Below are 23136 nucleotides of genomic sequence, written 5' to 3' on the forward strand. Positions count from 1 at the left end.
CCCGCGCGGGAGAGCGCAGGGCCGGAACGCTTTTGCACACTGAACGCTAGACGACCCTCGTCCCCCCGGCGGGGAACCCTTAAAACCCCTACCCTGACGGCTTGACCGGCCTTGTCACCACGTCCGGCCGCCCTGTGCTCAATAGCGGTGGGCGGGCGCGGTGCTACGTTCGGGCGGAAACGCCCTCATGCAGCCTGCGATGATCACTGCGACGCCTTCCTTCCTCCAGCCGCGACATCGCACGGAGGAAGCCCCAAGATACGCCTCATGCGGGTCAGGAAAGAACGCTCCCTCCCCGGCGGGTGAGCACCTGCTGCTCTGACGAGCAGGCTCATCGCGGTGCTTCCGCCATGGCGTCGCTGCCATCGTCTACCCAAACGCTACCGACTCACTGTCGACAGGGAGAAGATAGGTAATTACCTAGTTAATGTCAAGTTCATTCCTATAAATGCTTGGTTATTACCTATTCATGCAAAGATCCCCAACCGAGGCGCGCAAACAAGCAACCCAACCATAAGAAAAGGGCCGCGCCCTTTGTGCCGGACGCGGCCCTTTGAAACGAAGGGGGTGTGGGGGTTACAGACCCCCACGAAATAACCCGTTTCCCCGCGACTACTGAGCAATCCCCAGATAGCCCAGCTGGGTTGCCTTGAAGATGGTGTGGCAGCGGCCGACCGTGTCCAGCTTGTGCGCGGCGTTCTTGATGTGGAAGCGCACGGTGGCGTGGCTGCGGGAGATGATCATGCCGATCTCCCGGTCGGTCTTGCCGACGGCCGCCCAGTGCAGGCATTCCACCTCGCGCTTGGTCAGGCCGCCGTCGTCCGGCAGCTGGCGCTGGCCGCGGCGCACCTTGGCGTAACCGGCGATGAAGCGGTGAACCAAGACGGCCAGATCATCCGCGTAGGTCTCGTACACGTCCGACAGGTCGTCCCGCGCATCGGAGGGGTAGAAGGCGGCAACGCCGATGCGGGCGAACGGCAGGTGCACCGGCACGATCAGCACCGAGCGGCGGCTGGTCAGCTTCTCCAGGTCGGACGGGTCGATGTTCTCGAGGTAGGGCGAGGCCTGGGGGCCGTAGATGCCCTGCGCGTTCACCCAGAAGGGTTCGCTCTCGTAGCGGCAGGCGCGGATGATTGGAGACATGCGCAGCGCCCGGCCGTTGACCCACCAGCGCTCGCGGGCCTGCCAGCCGAACACCGAGTCGGACAGGTCCCGCCCGTCCTCATCGAGCATGGCGCTGCCGGTCGAGATGTTGTCGAGCGCAGCAACACGAAAGCCGCCCATCGCGGCCGCAGCGTCGCGCATCAGCTCCGCCGCCGGACGAATGTCAGCAACGGTCTGGATGGCGTAACCAAACTGATCCACGAAACTTTTCATGCTTCTCCCCCAGCAACCTGACGCCCGCCCCGGATGCACTCCCGGACGGGCCCTCCACACAGCGCCACCATACGCTCCCTCAACGTCGGTAGCTTCTACTTTCAATAGGATTTCAGGCATTTTTCTACGCAGTCAATAGCTATTTGCCAGAAATAGCCTTTTATCGCGTAGCAACACACCCCCCGAACCACCGCCTTGCCACCTGATGAAAATGCCCTAACGTATTAGATAGGCTGGACAATTGGAGCCTTTACCGATCCGGCGAGGTCGGGTCGGGGCTCTTAAATCTTTTGCTGGTCGCACTTTCTGAGCCGCAGGGTGTTTCACCCTGTGAGAGAGCTGCTCCAGGCCGCCGGGGGGACAGGATGGCCGGCACACCGACGCGCTACCACGGCATGGACGCGCTGCGCGGGCTGGCGATCCTGGGCATCTTCCTGATCAACATCATCGGCATGGGCGGCAGCCTGCACGGCGAGGAGTATCCGCCGCTGCTGGGCTGGACGACCGCCGACCAGATCGCCTGGTGGTTCCAGACGCTGTTCATCGAAGGCACCATGCGCGGCCTGCTCTCCCTGCTGTTCGGGGCCAGCTTCGTGCTGTACCTCCAGCGGCTGGAGGCGAGCGAAGACCTGCCGGAAGAAGACGCCATGGCGCTCTACTACCGCCGCGCCTTCTGGCTGATCGTGTTCGGCATGTTCCACGCCTACGTGCTGATGTGGCCGGGCGACATCCTGTTCATCTACGGGCTGGCCGCGCTGGCGCTCTACCCGCTGCGGGACTGGGAGGCCCGTCGTCTCATCGGCGCGGGGCTCGTCTTCATCTTCGCGCTGGCCTTCCTGATGTGGGCTCCGGTGCATCTGGGCGGCCCGCTGCCCGGCCTGCCGGATGCCGCCGAACACGCCGCGCGGTTCGACAGCGCGTGGGCGCAGGAGCGCGCCGAGCGGCTGGGCGGCTACATGGACAACGCCCGCAAGCTGGCGGCCATCTCCAAGGAATGGAACCTGACGCCCTTCGTTATCTGGTGGGTGGCCGATGCCTTCGCCATGATGCTGATCGGCGCGGGGCTGGCCGGGCGCGGCGTGCTGCAGGGCCTCGCTTCCCGGCGGACCTACCTGCTGCTGGCGCTGGCGGGGTATGGCGTCGGCCTGCCGATCCGCATCTGGCTGGGCTACGAGGCGCAGGAGATCGGGTTCCTGACCGGCCCGGTGGGCGTGACCCCCGGCTATCAGATCAGCCGCTGCGCCATTACCCTCGGGCATGTGGGGCTGTTCTATCTGGTGTGGCAGTGGGTTGCCGCGCGCTACGGCGACACCCGCGTGCTCCGGCCGCTGGCGGCGGTGGGGCGGCTGGCGCTGACCAATTACATCGGCCAGACCATTCTCGGGCAGTTCATCCTGTTCCCCGGTTTCGGCCTCGGGCTGTTCGGCACGCTCGGCTGGGCGGGGCTGCTGCTGCTCGCCGTTGCGGTGTGGCCGCTCCAGCTGGTGCTGAGCACGCTTTACCTGCGCCATTACCGCACCGGGCCGCTGGAATGGCTGTGGCGCTGGCTCACCCGCCTGCCCGGCCGCAAGACATGACGGGGGACATGACGGGGGCAGAACCACCTGAACAGTCGTATTTCGGTGAAGAATGCGGCTGGCGGATTCGCTTCATGCTGCCGGGCGCGCTATAGTCCATTCAAGATAGCAGGCTGCCCGCAACCCGGACGCCGGCGCTGAACCGGACCACCGGGAACGAGAGAAAGGGGAGCTACTCGCAAGGGGAGAAGAACATGGCCTCGTTCGGAACCGGGGAAGCGCGTGTCGTTGCGTTGGTGGGGCCTTATCAATCCGGCAAGACCGCGCTGCTCGAGAGCATTCTCGTTGCGAGCGGGGCTCTCAGCCGGAAGGGCGCGGGCGGCGCGAACACCCGGCTCTACGGAGACACCTCTGCCGAGGCGAAGGCGCGGGCCATGGGGGTGGAGGTGAACATCGCCGAGGCCAGCTACCTTGGCGAGCGCTATGTTTTCCTCGATTGCCCCGGCTCCATTGAGTTCCTGCAGGAAACCATGAGCATTTTGCAGGGCGTGGACGCCGCCGTCATCGTCGCGGAGGCGGATGCCGCCCGCATCCATGCCCTCTCCCCGCTGTTTCAGGCGGTCGAGGCGCTGGGCCTGCCGCGCTTCGTGGTGTTCAACAAGATCGACAAGACCGCCGGCTCGATCCGCGCCGCGAGCGAGGCGCTGACGCAGGTCTCCGCCGCGCCGGTGCTGCTGCGGCACATCCCGCTGCGGGAAGGCGACCAGATCACCGGCTTCGTCGATCTGGCGGCAAGCCGCGCTCATGTGTACCGGCCCGGCCAGCCGTCCGAGGTGGTGGACATTCCGGGCGACGTGCGCGAGCGCTACCTGCAGGAGCGCACCGAGATGCTGGAGAAATTGGCGGACTTCGACGACCAGTTGATGGAAGACCTGCTGAGCGACATCCAGCCCGATCAGGACGCGGTGTTCCGCGATCTGGCGCTGGACGTGCAGCAGGGCAAGATCGTGCCGGTGTTCCTGACCGCCGCAACGCTGGACGAGGGCGTGCGCCGCTTCCTGAAGGCCCTGCGCCACGAGCTGCCGGGCTTTCGCGAAACCCAGCAGCGGCTGGGGCTGACGGCGGAAGGCGGCCCGCTCGGGCTGATCCTGAAGACCTTCCACACCACCCATGCCGGCAAGATCTCCGCCACCCGCATCCTGCGCGGGAGCCTGAAGGAAGGCGACACGGTGGACGGGCACAAGCTGGGCAGCATATTCCGGCTGAGCGCAGGCGCGCCCGAGAAGGTGCCCGGCGCGCAGGCGGGGGATTTCGTCGGCATCGGCAAGCTGGAGGACCTGCACACCGGAGACACGCTCGGCCAGCCGCCGCTGGTGCGCTCCGCCATGCTGCCGCCGGTCTATGCCCTGACGCTGACCGCCACCAACCGGGGAGACGAGGTGAAGCTCTCCGGCGCGCTGGCCAGGCTGGTGGAGGAGGACCCCTCCCTCACCTTCCGCCATGACAGCGAGACCGGCGAGCTGGTGCTGTGCGGCCAGGGCGAGGTGCACCTGAACGTGGCGGTGGAGCGGTTGAAATCCAAGTACGGGCTGACGGTGCAGACGCACCAGCCCCAGACCCCCTACCGCGAGACGATCCGCAAGGGCGTGCGCCACCATGCCCGCCACAAGAAGCAGTCAGGCGGACACGGCCAGTTCGGCGACGTGACCATCGAGGTGCGGCCGCTGCCGCCGGGCTCGGGCTTCGAGTTCAGCGAGACCATCACCGGCGGCGCGATCCCGCGTCAGTACATCCCAGCGGTGGAGGCGGGCGTGCGTGACGGGCTGAAGCGCGGCCCGCTGGGCTTTCCGGTGCTGGACGTGGGGGTGACGCTGGTGGACGGCAAGTTCCACACCGTCGATTCATCAGACATGGCGTTCCAGATCGCCGGACGCATGGCGATCAACGAGGCGCTGCCGGAATGCTCGCCCGTGCTGCTGGAGCCCATCCTTGCTGTGAAACTGCACGTGCCGTCCGGCTACACCGCCAAGGCCAATCAGGTGGTGACGACCCGGCGCGGCCAGATCCTCGGGTTCGACGCCCGGCCCGGCTGGACCGGCTGGGACACGGTGGAGGCGCACATTCCCCAGTCGGAGATGCACGACCTCATCATCGAGCTGCGCTCGCTGACGGAAGGCGCAGGCACCTTCACGGCGGAGTTCCACCACCGCGCCGAGCTTTCGGGGCGGCTGGCGGACAACGTCGTCAAGCAGCAGGCGGCAGAGTAGGACGGAGCCGGGAGGCTCCCCGGCAGGAGGAAGGGGTCAGTCCTGCTGGTCAGGCTTGTGGGAGCGGGAGCCGCGGCGGTCCGCCGCGTCGTCATACCCGCGCCGCGCCGAGATGAACACCAGGGCCATCAGGCCGCCGCCAACCACCAGAGACAGCACCACGCCCGCGATCAGGGCCGTGACGCCATGGCCCGACATCTGCACCACGCCCATCTGCTGCCAGGAGATGACGACGAACACGACCACCGCCGCCAGAAAAGCCAGCAGCGAAGCGACGATCAAGAAACGGCCCACGGCCACTCTCCCCTGGTTCAATACGTGCGTGCGCAAGCGAAGGGCATGACACCCTGCTCGAAAGCTGCTCTAGCCTCACTTCAGGGCCTGGACCATGTCCTCTGCTGTCGCACCGTCCTTCATGCGGCGCAGGTCATGGTAGATCAGCCCGACGACGATGGAGGTGAAGGCCGCCGCGAGGCTGGCAACCACGACGCCGGCAACCATCGAGACGCCAAGCGGGCGGAACAGCACTTCAACAATCCAGCCCAGCAGGAACGAGACGACCCACACGATGATCTGGAAGCTCAGGAGCACCCAGCGATACCCCTCCGTCAACTGGTAGCTCCGGCGCAGGGCCGCCATCACCGACAGGCGCTCCATCACGGCGGCGGGCACGGCCACGTACAGCATGAGCATGGCGATGATGCCCGGCACGACGAACAGCACCAGCCCGAAGCCGGTTATGAAGGCCACCGCCAGCGCGACGAGAATGCCCGGCACGGAAATCTGGATGCCATAGCTGAACAGCGTCCCGAAACCGGGGGCCGCCAGACCGAGCATGTGGCGGAACACGGCATAGAGCAGCGTGCCCACCAGCAGGGCCTGCCCGATGGAGGCCAGCAGCGACCCCAGCAGCAGCGGCCCGGGGTTCTGCGGCAGCTGGCCAGATGTTGGAAACTGCGATTGCAGGAACATTCCCGGCAGGCCGGCCAGCAGAATGGCCAGCAGCAGCGCGCCCGCCAGATTGCGCCCCAGAATGGTGAAGCCACGCTCGATGATGGAGGAAAAGTTAAGTTTTTCAGACATGAAACGTTCCTGCATCAGAACCCAACCGGAAGCAAGGAGGCGCGGCGCAGGGAATCAGACGACACCGCGCCCGGGTGAAATCGAGCGTAAAAATCCGGATTGATCTTTCGTTGCAAGTTCAACGCTTGAGTCGAAATGTCGGTGCCGTGAAAGTGCCGGATGCAATCTCTGAGCGAATCGGCCTCAGGCGAACTGGCGGACCGTCTCGATGAAGCGCTGAACGGAGATCGGCTTGGCGATGTAGGCCTCGCACCCGCCCTCGCGGATGCGCTCCTCGTCCCCCTTCATCGCAAAGGCGGTGACGGCGATGACGGGGATGTGCTTCAGCTCCTCGTCTTCCTTCAGCCAGCGCGTGACCTCGAGGCCGGAGACTTCCGGCAGCTGGATGTCCATGAGGATGAGGTCGGGCTTGTGTTCGCGCGCAAGATCCGGCACGGCGCGACCGTCGCGGGTGCGGATGGTCGCGAACGCGTGGGCCTCGAGAAGGTCGCAGAAGAGCTTCATGTTGAGTTCGTTGTCTTCTACGACGAGTATGGTTTTCGACACGGCCTTCCCCTTGATGGCCCCATGGATCGCTGAATTGATCGCTGACGTCACGCCTCGGCTCGCCATATGAGTAACACCGGGCGTCTTGTTAATCATAGCAAGATTAAGGAACCATCACTAAGAGGGATAGAGGATGTCTTCATCGGAGAAGATCGAGGCGGCCGAAGTGGTGGCCCTGCGCTGCATCGTCGAGATTGCGGGCGATGCGGACCTCGGCCCGCGCTTCCTGACCCTGACCGGGCTCGATGCGGACGGCCTGCGGGAAAGTCTGGGCGAGCGCACCACGCTGGCCGCCGCCCTCGGCTTCCTGCTGGAGCACGAGCCCTCGCTTCTGGCGGTTGCCGGGCGGGCCGGACTTGAGCCAAAAGAGATTGCCGAAGCCGCCGATGCGCTCGGGGCGGCGTATCGGGAGTATTGAGCGGTCACACGCCGAAGACCCGCAGCGCTGAAGGAAAGCAAAGCCGCCATGCCGCGTCCCCTGTTGATTTGCGATTGCGATGAGGTTCTGGTCCAGTTCATTGCACCGTTCGAGGCCTATCTCGGCCGCGAAGGCTATGCCCTCTCGTTCGACAGCCTGGAGTTCACCGGCAACATCCGCCATGTGGAAACCGGTGCGTATCCGGACCGGCACGCCGTGGGCAACATGCTGTTCAGCTTCTTCGAGGCGCATCTGGAAGAGGCCCCGCTGATGCCGGGGGCCGCAGACGCGCTGAAGGCCATCAGCGACGTGGCCGATATCGTCATTCTCACCAACATCGACGAGGAACACCGTGAGCGCCGCGCCAGGGCGCTGGCTGCAGCGGGCATGCCCTACCGGGTGCTGTCCAACCGCGGCCTCAAGGGCAAGGCGGTGAAGGAACTGGCCGCCACCTGCACCGGGCCGTGGCTGTTCGTCGATGACCTGTCGCTGCACCATGAGTCGGTGGCCAGCATCTGCCCGGACGTGAACCGCCTGCATTTCGTGGCGGATCCGCGTGTGCAGCAGCTCGTGCCCGTCTGCGCGGACGCCAACGCCCGTTTCACGACGTGGGACGAGGCCCTGCCGTGGGCCCTCGCCACCCTCAGCCGCTAAGGCCGCACCCATGATCCCAGCCGTCTGCCGGGACTGCCTGACGGACCCGGGAGATCATCCTAAAGGCAGGGCCAGAAGCGGGGCCAACGGCAGGGGCCGCCTGTCCGGCCTCTGCCCTGCCTGCGGCAGCCCGCGTCTGGCCAGCCACCCGGAGCTGGACACCCTCTCCCTTGCGCACATCGACTGCGACGCCTTCTTCGCCGCCGTTGAAAAGCGCGACAATCCGGACCTGCGGGACAAGCCGGTGATCGTTGGCGGCCTGGGCGGGCGCGGCGTCGTCTCCACCGCCTGCTACATCGCCCGCATTCACGGCGTGCGCTCGGCCATGCCCATGTTCCAGGCGCTGAAACTCTGCCCCAACGCGGTGGTGCTGTCGCCGGACATTGGGCGCTACAAGGTGGTCTCGCGCCAGCTGCGGGCGAAGATGACGGCGCTGACGCCGCTGGTCGAGCCGGTCTCCATCGACGAGGCGTTCCTCGACCTGACCGGCACCAAGCGGCTGCACGGCGCATCGCCTGCCCGCGTACTCATGCAGCTGGCGCGCGAGGTGGAGGCGGAGCTGGGCATCACCATTTCCATCGGCCTCAGCTACAACAAGTTTCTGGCCAAGCTGGCGTCGGACATGGACAAGCCGCGCGGCTTCTCCGCCATCGGCCGGGCCGAGGCGCAGACCCGGCTCGCGCCGCTTTCCGTCTCGCGCATCTGGGGCGTGGGTCCGGCAACGCAGGCGCGCCTCGAGCGGGCGGGCATCCGCACCATCGGCGACATTCAGGCCATGCCGCTCGACCGGCTGCTGCGCGCGGCGGGCGAGGACGGCATGCGCCTCTCCCGGCTGTCGCGCGGGGAAGACAACCGGCCCGTCACGCCGGAGCGGGTGCGCAAGAGCCTGTCATCAGAGACCACGCTCTCCACCGACGTGTCAGACCCGGCGGTGCTGGAGCAGCACATCCGGCGTGCCGCCGACACGGTGGCCCGCCAGCTACGCAGTGAAAAGCTGGCCGCCGCCACCGTCACGCTGAAGCTGAAGACGGCGGGCTTCCAGAACATCACCCGCTCCCGCCGCCTCGCCCGCCCCACCCAGACCGCGCGCGACCTGCTGGACATCGCCCTGCCGCTGCTGGCGCAGGAGGCGGACGGCCGCCGCTTCCGCCTTGTGGGGGTGGGCGTTGCCGTCTGCCCGCCGCCCGCCGAAACATCCGAACTCACGCTGGACTTCGGCCCCGCGCCGGGCGCGGCCCAGGGCACGGACAGCAAGAAGCGGCTGAAGCTGGAATCGGCCATGGATGCGGTGCGCGCCCGCTTCGGCTCGACCGTGCTGGGCCTGAAGCCGGGAGCCGCGCCGCCGCGCCCGAGAGGCGGCACGCCGGAGGAGTGAGCGGCTTTCGGCACGAGCCCGCCTTTGAACCCGCCCGCCTTTGAACCTGCCCGGCTCTCATGCGCTGCCCTATCGGGCGCGAATTCGCATGTGGCCCTGCCGGACCCGCTTCCCCCCGGCCCCTGTGTTAACCTATAGATATTCGATGAAAACTTTCAGGAGGATGGCATGAGCGTTGAGCAACGGCTGCGCGATCTTGGACTTAGCCTGCCGACCCCGGCAGCCCCGGCGGCGAACTACGTTCCCTATGTGATCAGCGGCAACCTGCTGGTGATCGCGGGTCAGCTGCCGCTTGGCCCGGAAGGCATCGCCGTGCACGGCAAGGTGGGCGAGACCGTGACCACCGAGCAGGCAACCGAAGCCGCCCGCCTGTGCGCCCTCAATCTCATCGCCCAGATGAAGGCCGCCGTGGGCGATCTGGAGCGCGTGGTGCGCGTGGTGCGCCTTGGCGGTTTCGTGAACTGCGTTGATACCTACGCGGATCAGCCGAAGGTGGTGAACGGCGCTTCCGACCTGATGGTCGAGGTGTTCGGCGACAAGGGCAAGCACGCCCGCACCGCCGTGGGCACGAATTCACTGCCCTTTAACGTTCCTGTGGAAGTAGATGCCATGGTAGAGATCGCCTGATCTTCGGCCTTTTGCCGAACCATCGGGTGAAGTGAGAGTCGAGTAGATAATGTCTACGAAACACCGCCTTCTTCAGGATTACGCTTCTTGGGTCACCTCCCGGCCTTTTGCCCGCGGCGGCGTGGCCGATCCCTCAGCCGGGATCATAGAGCATAGCCTGGGGGCGGTGGAGCGAGCCATCGCAACCGGCCACGGCGTCGTGCTCGAAGCGCAGCTGACCTTCGACAACGACGCCGTGGTGTTCGGCGAGGCCCGGCTCGACCGGCTGACCGGCCTGAGCGGCGAGGTGCGGGAGTACAGCTCCTCGCGGATACAGGCCCTGCAGCTGCAGGGGACGGACGAGACGGTGCAATCCCTCTCCGCGCTGCTGCTGGAGATCGGCGGGCAGGTGCCCGTTCTCATCGATGCCCGGCGGCCGCCCAAGGACCCGCTGCCGCTGTGCTTTGCCATCCGCCGCGCCATGGAGGGCTACGGCGGGCCCATCGGCGTCATCGCGCTCGATCCGCGCATCCTGCGCTGGTTCAAGCAGAACTCCCGCCGCGTGGCGCGCGGGTTCGTCGCCACCAGCCGCAATCAGGGGCTGCCGTGGTGGGCGCGCAACCGCCTGTGGCGGCTCTGGGCCATGTGGCGGGCGCAGCCGGATTTCGTCGCGGTCGATCTCCAGCTTCTGCCCTCGCCGGTTGTCGACCGCCTGCGCGTCCGCAAGCGCAAGCTGCCCGTGCTCGCCTGGACAGTGAGAAGCGAGGCCGACCGCGCCGTCGCCGAGCAGCATGCCGACAATTACATCTACGCCACAGAGGCTGCGAGCCAGCCCGATCTTCCTGCAAGCGCGCCGGTCGAGGACCCGCGCGTGCTCGCCTCCGCCTGAGGGCCGCCGCGCCGTGGCCGCCCTGTCGCTGGAGATCGTGGCCAAGGCCGCCGACATCCCGGAGGCGGACTGGCAGCGCTGCGCAGGCACCGCCAACCCCACGGTCTCCCACAGGTTCTTCGCGGCGATGGAAGAGAGCGGCAGCGCCGTTGCCGGAACCGGCTGGAAGCCGCAGCATCTCGTCGCCCGCACGGCGGACGGCACGATCGCCGGGATTTTGCCCGCCTACCTCAAGTCCCACAGCAACGGCGAATATGTGTTCGACTATAGCTGGGCCGACGCGTTCGAACGCGCCGGGGGCGACTATTACCCCAAGCTCCAGACCTGCGTGCCGTTCACGCCCGTGCCGGGGCCGCGCCTGCTGCTCGCCGAGCCCAAGGCGGGGCCGCTGCTGCTGGCCGCGGCGGCCAGCGCGGTCGAGAACAGCGGGATTTCCTCCGCCCACGCCACGTTCATCGCGCCCGAGCAGGTGACGCTGTTCGAGGACGCGGGCTGGCTGATCCGCACCGATCAGCAGTTCCACTGGCAGAACCGGGGCTATGCCGGCTTTCAGGATTTTCTCGACACGCTCGCCTCCCGCAAGCGCAAGGCCATCCGCAAGGAGCGCGCCGAGGCGCTTGCCAGCGGGCTCGACATCCGCTGCCTGTCAGGCGACGACCTGCGACCGGAGCACTGGGACGCCATGTGGCGGTTCTACCAGCACACCGGCGCGCGCAAGTGGGGCAGCCCCTACCTGACGCGCGACGCCTTCACCCGTCTGGCCGAGACCATGGCCGACCAGACCCTGCTGGTGCTGGCGTTCCGGGACGAGGAACCCATTGCCGGGGCGCTCAACCTCATCGGAGAGGACACGCTCTACGGCCGCTACTGGGGCAGCACCGAGCACTACCCCTTCCTCCACTTCGAGGTCTGCTACTATCAGGCGATCGAGTGGGCCATCCGCCACGGCCTCTCCCGCGTGGAGGCCGGAGCGCAGGGCGAGCACAAGCTGGCGCGGGGTTACGAGCCCACGCCCACCTACTCCGCCCACTGGATCGGCCACCCGGCGCTGCGCCGCGCCGTTGCCGACTTCCTTGACCGCGAGCGCCGGGCCGTGGCGGCGGGCATCGAATACCTCGGGCAGTTCACGCCCTTCCGCCGCGGGCCCTTGGGTGGCGGCGAGACCGAGGGCGACCACGACTGAGCGGCCGCCCGTCTCCGGTCAGTTCCCCAGGCTCGCCAGCCATTCGCGCGCAAGGCGCTGGGCTTCGGCGATATCCGCCGGGGCCATGTCCGCCGCCAGCGCGGCGCGCTCCGCCTGTGCGCCCTTGAGGCCGGCAAGGGCCGCCAGATTGTACCAGCGATGCGCCTCGATGAGGTCGATATCAACGCCATCGCCAAGGGAATAGGCGCAGCCCAGCTGGAAGTAGGCCTGCGCGTCGCCACGGCGCGCGGCGGCCAGAAGGCGTTCGACGGCGGGACTGCGCTGAGGATCGGCTTGGGAAGCGGGCGAGAGGGTTTGAGGGGCAATGGTGGACGCTGTCATCCCGGGCATTGCTCGTCTCCGTTGCTGCATGAGGGAATTCAACAACCGGACGCCACAGAACTCGAGCGGCAGTCGTGCCGCACGTGCAACTTTTCTCTTATGGTTAAGAATAAATGGTTAACGCCGAACCCACCATGTTGCGGCTCGGTCCTTCAGGCCCGGAACTGCCGGGCGACGGGCAGCATAGCCCGCCCTCGAGCCCGCCCCAAGACGGGCCCCGGCAATAACCTGAGTATTTTGCTCAAATGGGCGCAGGGACAGGAAAATATCCTGCCCCTCGCGCCGTCAGCGCGGAAATTAGCGAGGAACTTCAGGCCAGCACGGGCTGCACGGCCAGATTGTCGATGAGCCGGGTAGTGCCGAGGCGGGCCGCCACGAACAGCCGGGCCTCCCGGTCCAGCGCCGGGAGTGGCGCAAGCGAGGCGGCGTCCCGCAGCTCGAGGTAATCCACCTTGGCAAAGCCGGCCTCGAGCAGCGCCTGCGTGCCGGAGGCCAGCGCGGCGGCCACGTCCGCCCCGCCTGCGATCTGATCGCGCACCTGCGCCAGCACGTTCGGCAAGGCGCCGGCGATGGCGCGCTGCTCGGCCGACAGGTAGGCGTTGCGCGAGGACATGGCGAGGCCGTCCGCCTCCCGCACGATGGGCGCGCCGATGATCTCGATGCCCATGTTCAGGTCGGTCACGAAGCGGCGAATGACCGCAAGCTGCTGGAAATCCTTCTCGCCGAAGATGGCGATGTCGGGGCGGGCCATGTTCAGCAGCTTGGTGACGACGGTCGCCACGCCGTCGAAATGGCCGGGGCGGTCATCGCCGCACAGGCCGGAGGAGACGCCCGACACGCTGATGTTGGTGGCGAACCCTTCCGGGTACATTTCCTCAACCGTGGGCAGGAACAGCACGTCACAGCCGGCGCCTTCCAGCATCTGGGCGTCTTTTTCTTCCTGACGCGGATAGCGGCTCAGATCCTCGTTCGGCCCGAATTGCTTCGGATTGACGAAAATACTTGCTACAACACGATCTGCCCTGGCCCTGGCGGCCTCGACAAGCGAGAGATGACCCTGATGCAGCGCCCCCATGGTCGGCACCAGCGCAACACGCAGCCCGGCGCTGCGCCAGTCATTCACCGTCTTGCGCAAATCCGCCACTGTCCGGACAATTTGCAGGCTGTTCATCATTTCGCAACTTCCGCGCCCAACATTGACACCGCCCGCTGTGTCGGCATTAACAGCGGTCAAATCAAGTAGGTTCGTAGCAGGACGCACACATGGCATCGCGCGCGCACATCATCGTACTGGGCAATGAAAAGGGCGGATCGGGCAAATCGACCACCGCCGTTCATATTGCCGTTGCCCTTCTCTACGCCGGTCTTCGCGTCGGCGCGATCGACCTTGACGGACGGCAGCGCAGCTTTGCCCGGTATCTGGAAAACCGCACCAATTACCTGAAGCGGCACAGCCTGAACCTTCCCTCGCCCGAGTCCATCACCTTCATGGACACCACCGAGGAGGAGGATCGCGCCAAGCTGGAAGCCAAGCTGGCCGAGTGGTCGGAGACGATGGACGCCATCATCATCGACTGCCCCGGACGCGACAGCACCCTCTCCCGCGTCGCCCACTCCTACGCGGACACGCTTGTCACCCCGATGAACGACAGCTTCATCGACTTCGACCTTCTGGGTCAGGTGGACGCTGACACGCACAAGGTGACTCGCCCCAGCTTCTACAGCGAACTGGTCTGGCAATCGCGCAAGGGCCGCGCCAAGCGCGACGGCGCGTCGATCGACTGGGTGGTGCTGCGCAACCGTCTGTCGCATCTGGAAGCGCGCAACATGCGCCGCGTGGCGGGCGCGCTGGCCGAACTGGCCAAGCGCATCGGCTTCCGCGTGGTGCCGGGCCTGACCGAGCGCGTGATCTACCGCGAGCTGTTCCCCAAGGGCCTGACGCTGCTCGACCTGCGCAACGTCGCCAAGACCGAGGGCGGCATCACCATGAGCCAGGTGGCGGCCCGTCAGGAAGTGCGCGACCTGCTGATGGAGCTGAAGCTGCCGATGCTCGACGCGGACGGCAAGTTCATCGCCGCCCGGTCCGCAGCCATTGAGGCGCAGGAGAGCGGCGCGGAAGAAGCAAACTCCGAAGCCTCCGCCGCAGACACGCCCGAAACCGCAGCCGATCCGGCCGCTGCCGCACCCTTGCTGGTGTAAGGCGGCGTCATGGCCTGGTTGCTGCTGGGCATCATCGCGCTCACCCTGCTCTGGGCTGTGGGCCGATGGGGCATCAACACATCCCCGCGCAACCTGCGCTGGACCGGGCTGGCCATCCTTGCCTTCCTGTGCCTCGTCACCGCCGTCTTCCTCGCCGTTCGCGGCCAGCTTGGCGGCGCGGCAGCCTTTGCAACCGGCGCAATGGCCCTATATGGGCGATATCGTTGGATTAAGGGAATATTCGACCGGATCGCAGGGATCGGCGGCGCTGCCAGCCGCGGCAATACCGGCCATGGAGGGACTAACCGCGGCAACGGCGGGCGCGCCCGCAACGCCTCCGTGGCGAGCGAGGATGAAGCCCGGGCGGTGCTGGGCCTGAAGCCGGACGCGGACAGGGAGGCGGTGCTTGCCGCCCACAAGCGGCTGATGCGGCTGGTTCATCCCGATCGGGGCGGCACGGACTACCTTGCCGCCAAGATCAACCAGGCACGGGATATCCTGTTGGAACGGATCGATAATCACTGATAATCCTGCGCGGGCTAACTTTCGGAGAGCTTCAGGCATGGCGCATCAGTTTCACCCCACCACCCTTCGCGAATACGACGTGCGCGGCATCGTCGGCGAGACGCTGACGGAAGACGACGCCCGCGCGCTCGGCCGGGGCTTCGGCACCCGCGTTCGCCGTGCCGGGGGGCGCAAGGTCGCGGTGGGGTATGACGGCCGCCTCTCCTCCCCCATGCTGGAAGCCGCGCTGGTGGGCGGCCTCACCTCGGCGGGCGTGGACGTGGTGCGCATCGGCCTTGGCCCCACCCCCATGCTCTACTACGCAGTTCACGCGCTCGGCGCTGACGGCGGCATTCAGGTGACCGGCTCACACAACCCGCCCAACTACAACGGCTTCAAGATGATGCTGGGCCATGCGCCCTTCTTCGGCGCGGACATTCAGGACCTGGGCCGCATGTCCGCCGAGGAGGACTGGGAGGACGGCGCAGGCACGTCCGAGCAGGTCGACATCATGGACCAGTATGTGGACCGCCTGCTGAAGAACTTCGACGGCGGCGCCTACAACATCGCGTGGGACGCGGGCAACGGCGCGGCCGGTCCGGTGGTCGAGAAGCTGGCCGCGCGCCTGCCCGGCCGCCACGTGCTGCTGTTCACGGACGTTGACGGCACCTTTCCGAACCACCACCCGGACCCGACGGTCGAGGCCAACCTTGCCGACCTGCGCGCCGCCGTTGCCAACGAGAAGCTGGACTTCGGCCTTGCCTTTGACGGCGACGGCGACCGGATCGGCGCGATCGACGGCGAAGGCCGGGTGATCTGGGGCGACCAGCTGCTGGCGATTCTGGCGGAGGACGTGCTGAAGGCCGTGCCCGGCGCCACCATCATCGCCGACGTGAAGGCCAGCAAGGCGCTGTTCGACCGCGTCGGCGAGCTGGGCGGCCAGCCGCTGATGTGGAAGACCGGCCACTCGCTCATCAAGGCCAAGATGAAGGAGGTGGGCAGCCCTCTGGCTGGCGAGATGAGCGGCCACGTCTTCTTCGCGCATGACTACTACGGCTTTGACGACGCGCTCTACGCCGCCATCCGCCTCATTCAGGCGACCCACCATCTGGGCGGCAACCTGACCGCGCTGCGCGGCAACATGCCGGACATGATCAACACGCCCGAGATGCGCTTCGGCTGCCCCGAGGAGCGCAAGTTCGCCGTGGTGGCCGAGGTGCTGGACCGCCTGCGCGCGGAAGGCGCGAAGGTGGACGAGACCGACGGCGCGCGCGTCACCACCGAGGACGGCTGGTGGCTGCTGCGCGCCTCCAACACGCAGGCCGTGCTGGTGGCCCGCGCCGAGGCGGAAACGCCCGAGGCGCTCGAGCGGCTGAAAGGCACCATCAACGCCCAGCTCGGGGCCAGCGGCATCGAGCCGGTCGAGGCCAATCACTAAGGCCGCGCTGAATCCGGTTGCTACTGGAGGTTGAAACGGGCGCGACACGCCCTGCTCGTCTTCATGCCACACCCAGTCCTTACATTTCACCGCATCAAGCAGCCCGGCCTCTGGAAACAGGGCCGGGCAATCTCCATCTAGGACGCGTGGCCCTGCACCTGCCGCACCGTGGCGAAATCTGCGGCGGCAGACCGCGGGGGATGCTGCATGACGGGAGGTTGCTCTTCCGGTGCCGCCCCGGGTTGATTATCATAAGAATGAAAGCGAAAAGCGTCGCGGACGCAGCGGCTGGCCAACCGGTTGCTTGAAAGCTATGCCTGAGACACTGCACGACGTGAGAGCCATGATTGAAGCTGACTGGACAAAGGACGGATACATCCACATGGGCCCCGACTCAGACCGGGACCATGAGGACGACGGCCAGGCTGGCACCGGCGTCATCGCTCAAACGAAGACGCGGACCCGCAAGCCGTCGATGTACAAGGTCTTGATGCTGAACGACGATTACACGCCGATGGAATTCGTCGTTCACGTTCTCCAGCACTTTTTCCGCATGTCGGCGGAGGACGCCACCCGGGTCATGATGCATGTGCATCAGCGCGGTGTCGGCGTGTGCGGCATCTTCACCTACGAGGTCGCCGAGACCAAGGTGAACCAGGTGATGGACTTCGCCCGCAAGCATCAGCATCCGCTTCAGTGCACGCTGGAAAAGGCCTGAGGTTTTCCGGGCCCCGCCGGGTCGACAAGGACACAGCATAGCCTTGGGGCATAGCCTTGGGCGGGTCACCCCGGCGATGCCGCCTGCCGAATCGGCCGAACGGCTGACGCGCCCGCCATGCCGGAATAGGGCAGAACAGGTGCCGCAATCGCCTGCGGAACGGCTGTTGGCGGCCCCGATACGGTGTGCGGCTGATCCCCCGTCCAGGCTGGTTTCATCGCGGATTCGCGTCTGCCGCGCATAGCCCCCCTTGATTGCGGGCCGATCTAGACCGATCTTTTCCCTTAGAAGCGGATCAGCGCCCAACCCGCGATGATCCAGCGGGAGTAAATGAATGCCGTCGTTCTCAAAACAGCTTGAACAGACTTTGCACAAGGCGCTGGCCGAGGCTGGCTCCCGTCGTCACGAGTACGCGACGCTCGAGCACCTGCTCATGGCGTTGGTTGACGATCGGGATGCGGCATCCGTTATGCGGGCCTGCGGTGTGGACATGGACGACCTGAGCCATCAGATCGCCCATTACCTCGACACCGAACTGGACTCGCTGCGATCGGAGGACGCGCTGGACCCTACTCCCACCGCCGGTTTCCAGCGGGTGGTGCAGCGGGCGATCCTGCATGTCCAGTCTTCCGGCCGGGAGGAGGTGACGGGCGCGAACGTGCTGGTCGCCCTGTTCTCGGAGCGGGAGAGCCATGCCGTCTATTTCCTCCAGCAACAGGACATGACCCGCCTGGATGCGGTCTCGTTCATCTCCCACGGCATCGCCAAGGTGCAGGGCATGACCGAGCCCCGCCGCGTGCGCGGCGCGCAGGAAGAGGGCCAGTCCGAAGAGCAGAAGGGCGCGAAGGGCCAGAAGCAGCAGAAGGCGTCTGACTCGGCGCTCAAGCAGTTCTGCGTCAATCTCAACGACAAGGCCCGCACCGGCAAGATCGACCCCCTGATCGGCCGTGCCGCCGAAGTCGAGCGCACCATTCAAATTCTCTGCCGCCGCTCCAAGAACAACCCGCTGTACGTGGGTGATCCGGGCGTCGGCAAGACCGCCATCGCCGAGGGTCTTGCCCGCAAGATCGTCGAGGGCGATGTGCCCGACGTGCTGATGGATGCGGTCATCTACGGGCTCGACATGGGCGCGCTACTGGCCGGCACCCGGTATCGCGGTGACTTCGAGGAGCGGCTGAAGGCCGTCGTCTCCGAACTGGAGGCGATGCCGCACGCCATTCTCTTCATCGACGAGATCCACACCGTCATCGGCGCGGGCGCAACCTCGGGCGGGGCGATGGACGCCTCCAACCTGCTGAAGCCCGCCCTGTCCTCCGGCTCGATCCGCTGCATCGGCTCCACCACCTACAAGGAGTTCCGCAGCCACTTCGAGAAGGACCGGGCCCTGCTGCGCCGCTTCCAGAAGATCGACGTCAACGAGCCGTCGCTGGAAGACACGGTGAAGATCATGACCGGCCTGAAGCCGTACTTCGAGAGCCACCACAAGGTGAAGTACACGGCGGAGGCCATCAAGTCGGCCGTCGAGCTTTCGGCCCGCTACATCACCGACCGCAAGCTGCCGGACAAGGCCATCGACGTCATCGACGAGGCCGGCGCCTCGCAGATGCTGGTGCCTGCGCCCAAGCGCAAGAAGGTGGTGGGCGTGAAGGAGATCGAAACGGTCGTCGCCAAGATCGCCCGCATCCCGCCCAAGTCCGTCTCGACGGACGACAAGAAGACCCTCGCCAACCTGTCTGGCGACCTGAAGCGCGTGGTCTTCGGGCAGGACAAGGCCATCGAAGCCCTTGCAACTGCCATCAAGCTGGCCCGCGCGGGTCTGCGCGAACCGAACAAGCCCATCGGCTCCTACCTGTTCTCCGGCCCCACCGGCGTCGGCAAGACGGAGGTCGCCCGCCAGCTCGCCGCCCTCATGGGTATCGAGCTGATCCGGTTCGACATGTCGGAGTACATGGAGCGCCACTCGGTCAGTCGCCTCATCGGCGCGCCTCCGGGCTACGTGGGCTTCGATCAGGGCGGCCAGCTGACCGACGCGGTCGACCAGCACCCGCACTGCGTGCTGCTGCTCGACGAGATCGAGAAGGCGCACCCGGACCTGTTCAACATCCTCCTGCAGGTGATGGACAACGGCAAGCTGACCGACCACCACGGCAAGACCGTGGACTTCCGCAACGTCGTCCTCATCATGACGACCAACGCGGGCGCGTCGGAAATGGCGAAGGAAGCCATCGGCTTCGGCCGCGGCACCAAGGAAGGCGAGGATGAGGAAGCGATCAAGAAGCTGTTCGCGCCGGAGTTCCGCAACCGTCTGGACGCCATCGTGCCGTTCGATTACCTGCCGCCGGAAGTGGTGTCCCGCGTGGTCGAGAAGTTCATCCTCCAGCTGGAAATGCAACTGGCCGAGCGCAACGTCCACATCTCGCTGACGGACGAGGCCAAGGCGTGGCTGACCAACCGCGGCTACGACCGTCTCTACGGGGCGCGGCCGATGTCCCGCCTCATTCAGGAGGTCATCAAGAAGCCGCTGGCGGAGGAGCTGCTGTTCGGCAAGCTGGCCAAGGGCGGCGAAGTTCGCGTTCACCTGAAGGACGACAAGATCGGCTTCGAGATCGTGCCGTCAGCCCCGCCTCCGGGCGGCAACGCCAAGGGCCGGGCCCGCAAGCCGAAGGTGGACGCCTGATCTTGCTTCTCGACAGGAAGCAAACTGAAGCGCGGGGGACACCGTTCCCCGCGCTTTTTTCTTGGGAATTGAAACGGCTTCGCACCGTCAATTCTACTTAATATCCGATTAACCTAGATGCAAAACATTAGGTCAGATCAAGAAGAGTGACTGACCAGCGGCCAGGTGAGTGAAATCCCGCGCTGAAAACACCCATTATACTTCTGTTCAGCCGAAAGACATTTAACTCTGCCTTCGTTCCGTCTATTGACGGGAGACAGTCTGGAGCCCTGCTCCCCGCCGCGTTCCCCAGAGAGTAATCATGGTCAAACGTAAATCCGGTCACGACCCCTTGCTGGCAGTGGCAACGCCGCGCGGCCATCAGGCGGCCTCGCTGCTGGATTACGTGATCTATGAGCGCGGGCTGGAACTGGGCGCGGCCACGCCTGAGCCGCGCGCCACGGACGCCAGGGCGCTTTACACCCTGATCGTTCAGGCCATGACGCTGGACACCGGCCACAAGGGCCTGCGCCCGGTGGTGCCGCCCGATCTGGCGGTTTCGCTGGACACGCAGGCGCTGGCGCACGTCCTGCGCACCACGGCCCTGCACTTCAAGACGGAAAAGCCGCTGACGGTCACCCTCGGCGTCTCCGGCAACCGGCTGCGCCTCCAGTGCAAGTCTGCCGCCTCGAAAGCGATCGAGGACAGCGAGGGCCTGCGCGCTCAGCTGGAGAAGTCCCTGGCCATTCTGGGGGCGGAGCTGGACCTAGATCCGCTGACGCCAAGCAGCATCACCATCCAGCTCACCCTGCCGAAGAAAACGCGCGCACCGAAGCGCTGACCCCGCCGCTCACTGCTTCCCTGCATGACAACCTTCAGGCCTGCCTGCGCGTTTGCGCAGTTTGTCCGCATTAACCGGCAAGCGCCGCGAGGGAGGCAGGCATGGAACAGATTGGCATCGGCACATCCGGGCTCAAGTCCTCGCGCGTAGGGCTGGGCACCTGGGCCATCGGCGGCTGGATGTGGGGCGGCACGGATGAAGCCCAGTCCATCGCCACCATCCAGTCCGCCATCGAACGCGGCGTCACGCTCATCGACACTGCCCCCGTGTACGGCTTCGGCCGGTCGGAGGAGATTGTCGGCAAGGCGCTGGCCGAGGGTGGCCTGCGCGAGCGCGCCGTCATCGCCACCAAGCTCGGCCTCAACTGGAAGGACGGCAAGGTCTACCGCGATTCCCGGCCCGAGCGCATCCGGCAGGAGGTGGAAGCCTCTCTGCGCCGCCTGCAAACCGATGTGATCGACCTCTATCAGGTGCACTGGCCCGATCTGGAAACGCCGATCGAGGACACCGCCCGGGTGCTCGCGGACCTTCGGCGGGAAGGAAAGATTCGCGCCATTGGCGTCAGCAACTACTCGCCAGCGCAGATGGATACCTTCCGCGCCGCCGCCACGCTCGACGCCGTGCAGCCGCCCTACAACCTGTTCGAGCGCGAGATCGAAGCGGACGTGTTGCCCTATGCAAAGGAGAACGGCCTCACCGTTCTCAGTTACGGCGCGCTGTGCCGGGGCCTGCTTTCCGGGCGGATCACGGCGGAAACCGAGTTTGAAGGCGATGACCTGCGCCGCAGCGATCCCAAGTTCCAGCAACCCCGGCGGAACCAGTATGTGGCGGCCATGCGCGAGCTGGACGCACTGGCGCGGGCGCGGTTCGGCAAGTCCGTTCTGGCGCTGGCGGTGCGCTGGGTGCTGGATCAGGGGCCGACCATCGCCCTCTGGGGCGCGCGGCGGCCTGACCAACTCGATCCGGTCAAGGATATTGACGGCTGGCAGATCGATGACGACACCCGCCGCGAGATCGATGCCATTCTCAACCGCTGCATCACGGATCCGGTGTCCCCCGCCTTCATGGCCCCGCCCGAAAAGCGCCCCGCCGATATGAACACGCAGGCGGTGGGCTAGGCGTTAGTGGCCGTAAACGGCCTTGGGATCGTAGGACTTCTCTTCAACCCGCTCCAGCGTCGGGGTCTTGTCGCCCAGCGGGCCGGCACCCACCGGCACGGCGCGGTAGAAGCAGCCCGGATAGCCCACGTGGCACTGGCCCTGCCCGTGCACGTCCACCTTCATCCACACCGCATCCTGATCGCAGTCCACGCGCAGCTCCACCACGTGCTGCACATGGCCCGAGGTGCCGCCCTTCAGCCACAGCGCCTTGCGCGAGCGGGACCAGTAGTGCGCCTGCCCGGTCTCAATGGTCTTCTGCAGCGCCTCGGCGTTCATGTGCGCGACCATCAGCACCTCGCCCGTCGCTGCGTCGGTGGCAACGGCGGTGATCAGGCCCTGCGCATCGAAACGCGGCGCAAGCGTCGCGCCTTCCTCCTGCTCATGGGTCGGCAGGCTGGTTGCGAACATGGGCGGACTCCTTCAATTCTGAACGCCTGCCCCTAACAGCAAAAAGCCCGCCGTGAAAGGCGGGCTTTGAGCATGCAGGGGAGCGGGCCTTCTGCGAAACCTCAATACCCCCGGATCAGCTCGAGGAAGCGGCGTTCATAGCGTTCTTCCTTGAACACGCCGGTGAAGCGCGTGGTGATGGTGGCCACGTCCGGCTTGTGCACGCCGCGGGTGGTCATGCACTGGTGCTTGGCGTCCACGAGCACGGCGACGCCGCGCGGCTGCAGGCCTTCCATCAGCGCGTTGGCGATCTGGGCGGTCATGGTTTCCTGCGTCTGCAGGCGCTTGCCGAAGATCTCGACCACGCGGGCGATCTTGGAGATGCCCACCACCCGCTTGTTCGGCAGGTAGGCGATGTGCGCCTTGCCGAGGATGGGGACCATGTGGTGCTCGCAGTGCGATTCGAGGGCGATGTCGCGCAGCATGACGATGTCGTCATAGCCTTCCACTTCCTCGAACGTGCGGTTCAGCACGGCCAGCGGGTCTTCGTTGTAGCCGCAGAAGAATTCCTCATAGGCCTTCACCACCCGCTTGGGGGTGTCGAGCAGGCCTTCGCGGTTCGGATTGTCCCCGGCCCAGCGCAGCAGCGTGCGGACCGCCGCTTCGGCCTCCTCGCGGGAGGGGCGGTCCATGATGTCGTCGCCCGGTTCGAACAGCCGCTCCAGATCGGCGTTTTCAAGGCGAACATCCATCTGCAAATCCTTTCATGCCACGAGCCATTTCAGCCACGGAACGGGGGGGTTCGGCTACGCAAGCCCGTCCCATAAACACATACCGAAATGTCAGAGATCTCTCGTTGTTTAACCGATAACGGCGTGCCGCCACGCCTCGGCGACACGCTCAAGATAAGGAATCGGTGCGTTCTCACAACCCCCAAACGCCGGAAACACTCCGTCCAGCGGCAAAACCTGCCATT

Annotated in this window: 23 protein-coding genes; 15 read left to right on the forward strand and 8 right to left on the reverse strand. The window is 66.1% G+C overall.

The features are described from left to right. Positions 1-612: 612 nt before the first annotated feature. Complete coding sequence (locus VIG90_RS16445) at positions 613-1377, reverse strand: helix-turn-helix transcriptional regulator (RefSeq protein ID WP_331594606.1); 765 nt, start codon at positions 1375-1377, stop codon at positions 613-615. A 365-nt stretch (positions 1378-1742) separates the two neighbouring features. On the opposite strand from VIG90_RS16445, the gene VIG90_RS16450 reads away from it, so the two are divergent. Both VIG90_RS16450 and VIG90_RS16455 read left to right on the forward strand, forming a co-directional pair. After that, positions 1743-2954: a DUF418 domain-containing protein gene (locus VIG90_RS16450; protein ID WP_331594607.1), complete on the forward strand. Its 1212-nt coding sequence runs from the start codon at positions 1743-1745 to the stop codon at positions 2952-2954. A 194-nt stretch (positions 2955-3148) separates the two neighbouring features. Then, entirely contained in the window at positions 3149-5161 is a 2013-nt protein-coding gene (locus VIG90_RS16455) for an elongation factor G (RefSeq protein ID WP_331594608.1), read from the forward strand. Positions 5162-5197: 36 nt separating this feature from the next. Here VIG90_RS16455 and VIG90_RS16460 read toward each other — a convergent pair whose 3' ends face one another. From VIG90_RS16460 to VIG90_RS16470, 3 genes are all read right to left on the reverse strand, one after another. Beyond that, the gene (locus VIG90_RS16460) at positions 5198-5455 is read right to left on the reverse strand and encodes a hypothetical protein (protein WP_331594609.1); all 258 of its coding nucleotides are present in this window, start codon (positions 5453-5455) and stop codon (positions 5198-5200) included. A gap of 75 nt (positions 5456-5530) precedes the next feature. After that, positions 5531-6244 carry a hypothetical protein gene (locus VIG90_RS16465; protein ID WP_331594610.1) on the reverse strand — a complete coding sequence of 238 codons (714 nt, stop codon included), beginning with the start codon at positions 6242-6244 and terminating at the stop codon, positions 5531-5533. 183 nt (positions 6245-6427) lie between these two features. Further along, positions 6428-6790: a response regulator gene (locus VIG90_RS16470; protein ID WP_331594611.1), complete on the reverse strand. Its 363-nt coding sequence runs from the start codon at positions 6788-6790 to the stop codon at positions 6428-6430. Positions 6791-6923: 133 nt separating this feature from the next. On the opposite strand from VIG90_RS16470, the gene VIG90_RS16475 reads away from it, so the two are divergent. The 6 genes from VIG90_RS16475 (at position 6924) to VIG90_RS16500 (ending at position 11915) form a co-directional block, all read left to right on the forward strand. Beyond that, on the forward strand, positions 6924-7208 hold the full coding sequence (locus VIG90_RS16475) for a DUF3572 family protein (protein WP_331594612.1): 285 nt from the start codon (positions 6924-6926) through the stop codon (positions 7206-7208). Positions 7209-7256: 48 nt separating this feature from the next. Beyond that, the gene (locus VIG90_RS16480) at positions 7257-7862 is read left to right on the forward strand and encodes an HAD family hydrolase (protein WP_331594613.1); all 606 of its coding nucleotides are present in this window, start codon (positions 7257-7259) and stop codon (positions 7860-7862) included. A 10-nt stretch (positions 7863-7872) separates the two neighbouring features. Next, positions 7873-9237 carry a DNA polymerase IV gene (locus VIG90_RS16485; protein WP_331594614.1) on the forward strand — a complete coding sequence of 455 codons (1365 nt, stop codon included), beginning with the start codon at positions 7873-7875 and terminating at the stop codon, positions 9235-9237. A gap of 168 nt (positions 9238-9405) precedes the next feature. Beyond that, positions 9406-9864 (forward strand): RidA family protein, encoded by a 459-nt coding sequence (locus tag VIG90_RS16490; protein WP_331594615.1) that lies wholly within the window; start codon positions 9406-9408, stop codon positions 9862-9864. A 49-nt stretch (positions 9865-9913) separates the two neighbouring features. Beyond that, positions 9914-10732: a glycerophosphodiester phosphodiesterase family protein gene (locus VIG90_RS16495; protein ID WP_331594616.1), complete on the forward strand. Its 819-nt coding sequence runs from the start codon at positions 9914-9916 to the stop codon at positions 10730-10732. 13 nt (positions 10733-10745) lie between these two features. Next, positions 10746-11915 carry a GNAT family N-acetyltransferase gene (locus VIG90_RS16500; RefSeq protein ID WP_414695516.1) on the forward strand — a complete coding sequence of 390 codons (1170 nt, stop codon included), beginning with the start codon at positions 10746-10748 and terminating at the stop codon, positions 11913-11915. An 18-nt stretch (positions 11916-11933) separates the two neighbouring features. Here the strand turns inward: VIG90_RS16500 and VIG90_RS16505 are convergent, their stop codons facing one another. Next, entirely contained in the window at positions 11934-12266 is a 333-nt protein-coding gene (locus VIG90_RS16505; protein WP_331594617.1) for an SEL1-like repeat protein, read from the reverse strand. Between the two features lie 301 nt (positions 12267-12567). Then, complete coding sequence (panC, locus tag VIG90_RS16510) at positions 12568-13419, reverse strand: pantoate--beta-alanine ligase (protein ID WP_414695517.1); 852 nt, start codon at positions 13417-13419, stop codon at positions 12568-12570. 101 nt (positions 13420-13520) lie between these two features. Between panC and VIG90_RS16515 the strand changes: the two genes are divergently transcribed. From VIG90_RS16515 to VIG90_RS16545, 7 genes are all read left to right on the forward strand, one after another. Next, positions 13521-14456, forward strand: a complete 936-nt coding sequence (locus VIG90_RS16515; RefSeq protein WP_331594618.1) for a division plane positioning ATPase MipZ — start codon at positions 13521-13523, stop codon at positions 14454-14456. 9 nt (positions 14457-14465) lie between these two features. Then, a complete protein-coding gene (locus VIG90_RS16520) occupies positions 14466-14981 on the forward strand; it encodes a hypothetical protein (RefSeq protein WP_331594619.1) in 516 nt (171 codons plus the stop codon). 37 nt (positions 14982-15018) lie between these two features. Further along, positions 15019-16398, forward strand: coding sequence for a phosphoglucomutase/phosphomannomutase PgmG (pgmG, locus tag VIG90_RS16525; protein ID WP_331594620.1), 1380 nt, complete (start codon positions 15019-15021; stop codon positions 16396-16398). A gap of 382 nt (positions 16399-16780) precedes the next feature. Further along, positions 16781-17116 (forward strand): ATP-dependent Clp protease adapter ClpS, encoded by a 336-nt coding sequence (gene clpS / locus VIG90_RS16530; RefSeq protein ID WP_331594621.1) that lies wholly within the window; start codon positions 16781-16783, stop codon positions 17114-17116. A gap of 334 nt (positions 17117-17450) precedes the next feature. After that, a complete protein-coding gene (gene clpA, locus VIG90_RS16535; RefSeq protein ID WP_331594622.1) occupies positions 17451-19793 on the forward strand; it encodes an ATP-dependent Clp protease ATP-binding subunit ClpA in 2343 nt (780 codons plus the stop codon). Positions 19794-20094: 301 nt separating this feature from the next. Continuing rightward, positions 20095-20613 (forward strand): hypothetical protein, encoded by a 519-nt coding sequence (locus VIG90_RS16540; RefSeq protein WP_331594623.1) that lies wholly within the window; start codon positions 20095-20097, stop codon positions 20611-20613. A 101-nt stretch (positions 20614-20714) separates the two neighbouring features. Next, the gene (locus VIG90_RS16545) at positions 20715-21731 is read left to right on the forward strand and encodes an aldo/keto reductase (RefSeq protein WP_331594624.1); all 1017 of its coding nucleotides are present in this window, start codon (positions 20715-20717) and stop codon (positions 21729-21731) included. Positions 21732-21734: 3 nt separating this feature from the next. Here VIG90_RS16545 and hisI read toward each other — a convergent pair whose 3' ends face one another. Both hisI and folE read right to left on the reverse strand, forming a co-directional pair. Further along, entirely contained in the window at positions 21735-22181 is a 447-nt protein-coding gene (hisI, locus tag VIG90_RS16550) for a phosphoribosyl-AMP cyclohydrolase (RefSeq protein ID WP_331594625.1), read from the reverse strand. 101 nt (positions 22182-22282) lie between these two features. Then, entirely contained in the window at positions 22283-22852 is a 570-nt protein-coding gene (gene folE, locus VIG90_RS16555) for a GTP cyclohydrolase I FolE (RefSeq protein WP_414695518.1), read from the reverse strand. Between the last annotated feature and the right edge of the window lie 284 nt (positions 22853-23136).

Origin of the sequence: Pedomonas sp. (assembly GCF_036515995.1) — a bacterium.
Lineage (GTDB): Bacteria > Pseudomonadota > Alphaproteobacteria > Sphingomonadales > Sphingomonadaceae > Pedomonas.

What these genes read in the sequence shown, in the direction of transcription:
- VIG90_RS16515 (WP_331594618.1), top strand. Translation starts at nt 13,521, where the DNA reads ATGGCATCGCGCGCGCACATCATCGTACTGGGCAATGAAAAGGGCGGA.
- folE (WP_414695518.1), bottom strand. Translation starts at nt 22,852, where the DNA reads ATGGACCGCCCCTCCCGCGAGGAGGCCGAAGCGGCGGTCCGCACGCTG.
- VIG90_RS16485 (WP_331594614.1), top strand. Translation starts at nt 7,873, where the DNA reads ATGATCCCAGCCGTCTGCCGGGACTGCCTGACGGACCCGGGAGATCAT.
- VIG90_RS16480 (WP_331594613.1), top strand. Translation starts at nt 7,257, where the DNA reads ATGCCGCGTCCCCTGTTGATTTGCGATTGCGATGAGGTTCTGGTCCAG.
- clpS (WP_331594621.1), top strand. Translation starts at nt 16,781, where the DNA reads ATGGGCCCCGACTCAGACCGGGACCATGAGGACGACGGCCAGGCTGGC.
- pgmG (WP_331594620.1), top strand. Translation starts at nt 15,019, where the DNA reads ATGGCGCATCAGTTTCACCCCACCACCCTTCGCGAATACGACGTGCGC.
- VIG90_RS16475 (WP_331594612.1), top strand. Translation starts at nt 6,924, where the DNA reads ATGTCTTCATCGGAGAAGATCGAGGCGGCCGAAGTGGTGGCCCTGCGC.
- clpA (WP_331594622.1), top strand. Translation starts at nt 17,451, where the DNA reads ATGCCGTCGTTCTCAAAACAGCTTGAACAGACTTTGCACAAGGCGCTG.
- VIG90_RS16540 (WP_331594623.1), top strand. Translation starts at nt 20,095, where the DNA reads ATGGTCAAACGTAAATCCGGTCACGACCCCTTGCTGGCAGTGGCAACG.
- VIG90_RS16490 (WP_331594615.1), top strand. Translation starts at nt 9,406, where the DNA reads ATGAGCGTTGAGCAACGGCTGCGCGATCTTGGACTTAGCCTGCCGACC.
- VIG90_RS16450 (WP_331594607.1), top strand. Translation starts at nt 1,743, where the DNA reads ATGGCCGGCACACCGACGCGCTACCACGGCATGGACGCGCTGCGCGGG.
- VIG90_RS16455 (WP_331594608.1), top strand. Translation starts at nt 3,149, where the DNA reads ATGGCCTCGTTCGGAACCGGGGAAGCGCGTGTCGTTGCGTTGGTGGGG.
- VIG90_RS16445 (WP_331594606.1), bottom strand. Translation starts at nt 1,377, where the DNA reads ATGAAAAGTTTCGTGGATCAGTTTGGTTACGCCATCCAGACCGTTGCT.
- VIG90_RS16505 (WP_331594617.1), bottom strand. Translation starts at nt 12,266, where the DNA reads ATGCCCGGGATGACAGCGTCCACCATTGCCCCTCAAACCCTCTCGCCC.
- VIG90_RS16520 (WP_331594619.1), top strand. Translation starts at nt 14,466, where the DNA reads ATGGCCTGGTTGCTGCTGGGCATCATCGCGCTCACCCTGCTCTGGGCT.
- VIG90_RS16465 (WP_331594610.1), bottom strand. Translation starts at nt 6,244, where the DNA reads ATGTCTGAAAAACTTAACTTTTCCTCCATCATCGAGCGTGGCTTCACC.
- hisI (WP_331594625.1), bottom strand. Translation starts at nt 22,181, where the DNA reads ATGTTCGCAACCAGCCTGCCGACCCATGAGCAGGAGGAAGGCGCGACG.
- VIG90_RS16545 (WP_331594624.1), top strand. Translation starts at nt 20,715, where the DNA reads ATGGAACAGATTGGCATCGGCACATCCGGGCTCAAGTCCTCGCGCGTA.
- VIG90_RS16495 (WP_331594616.1), top strand. Translation starts at nt 9,914, where the DNA reads ATGTCTACGAAACACCGCCTTCTTCAGGATTACGCTTCTTGGGTCACC.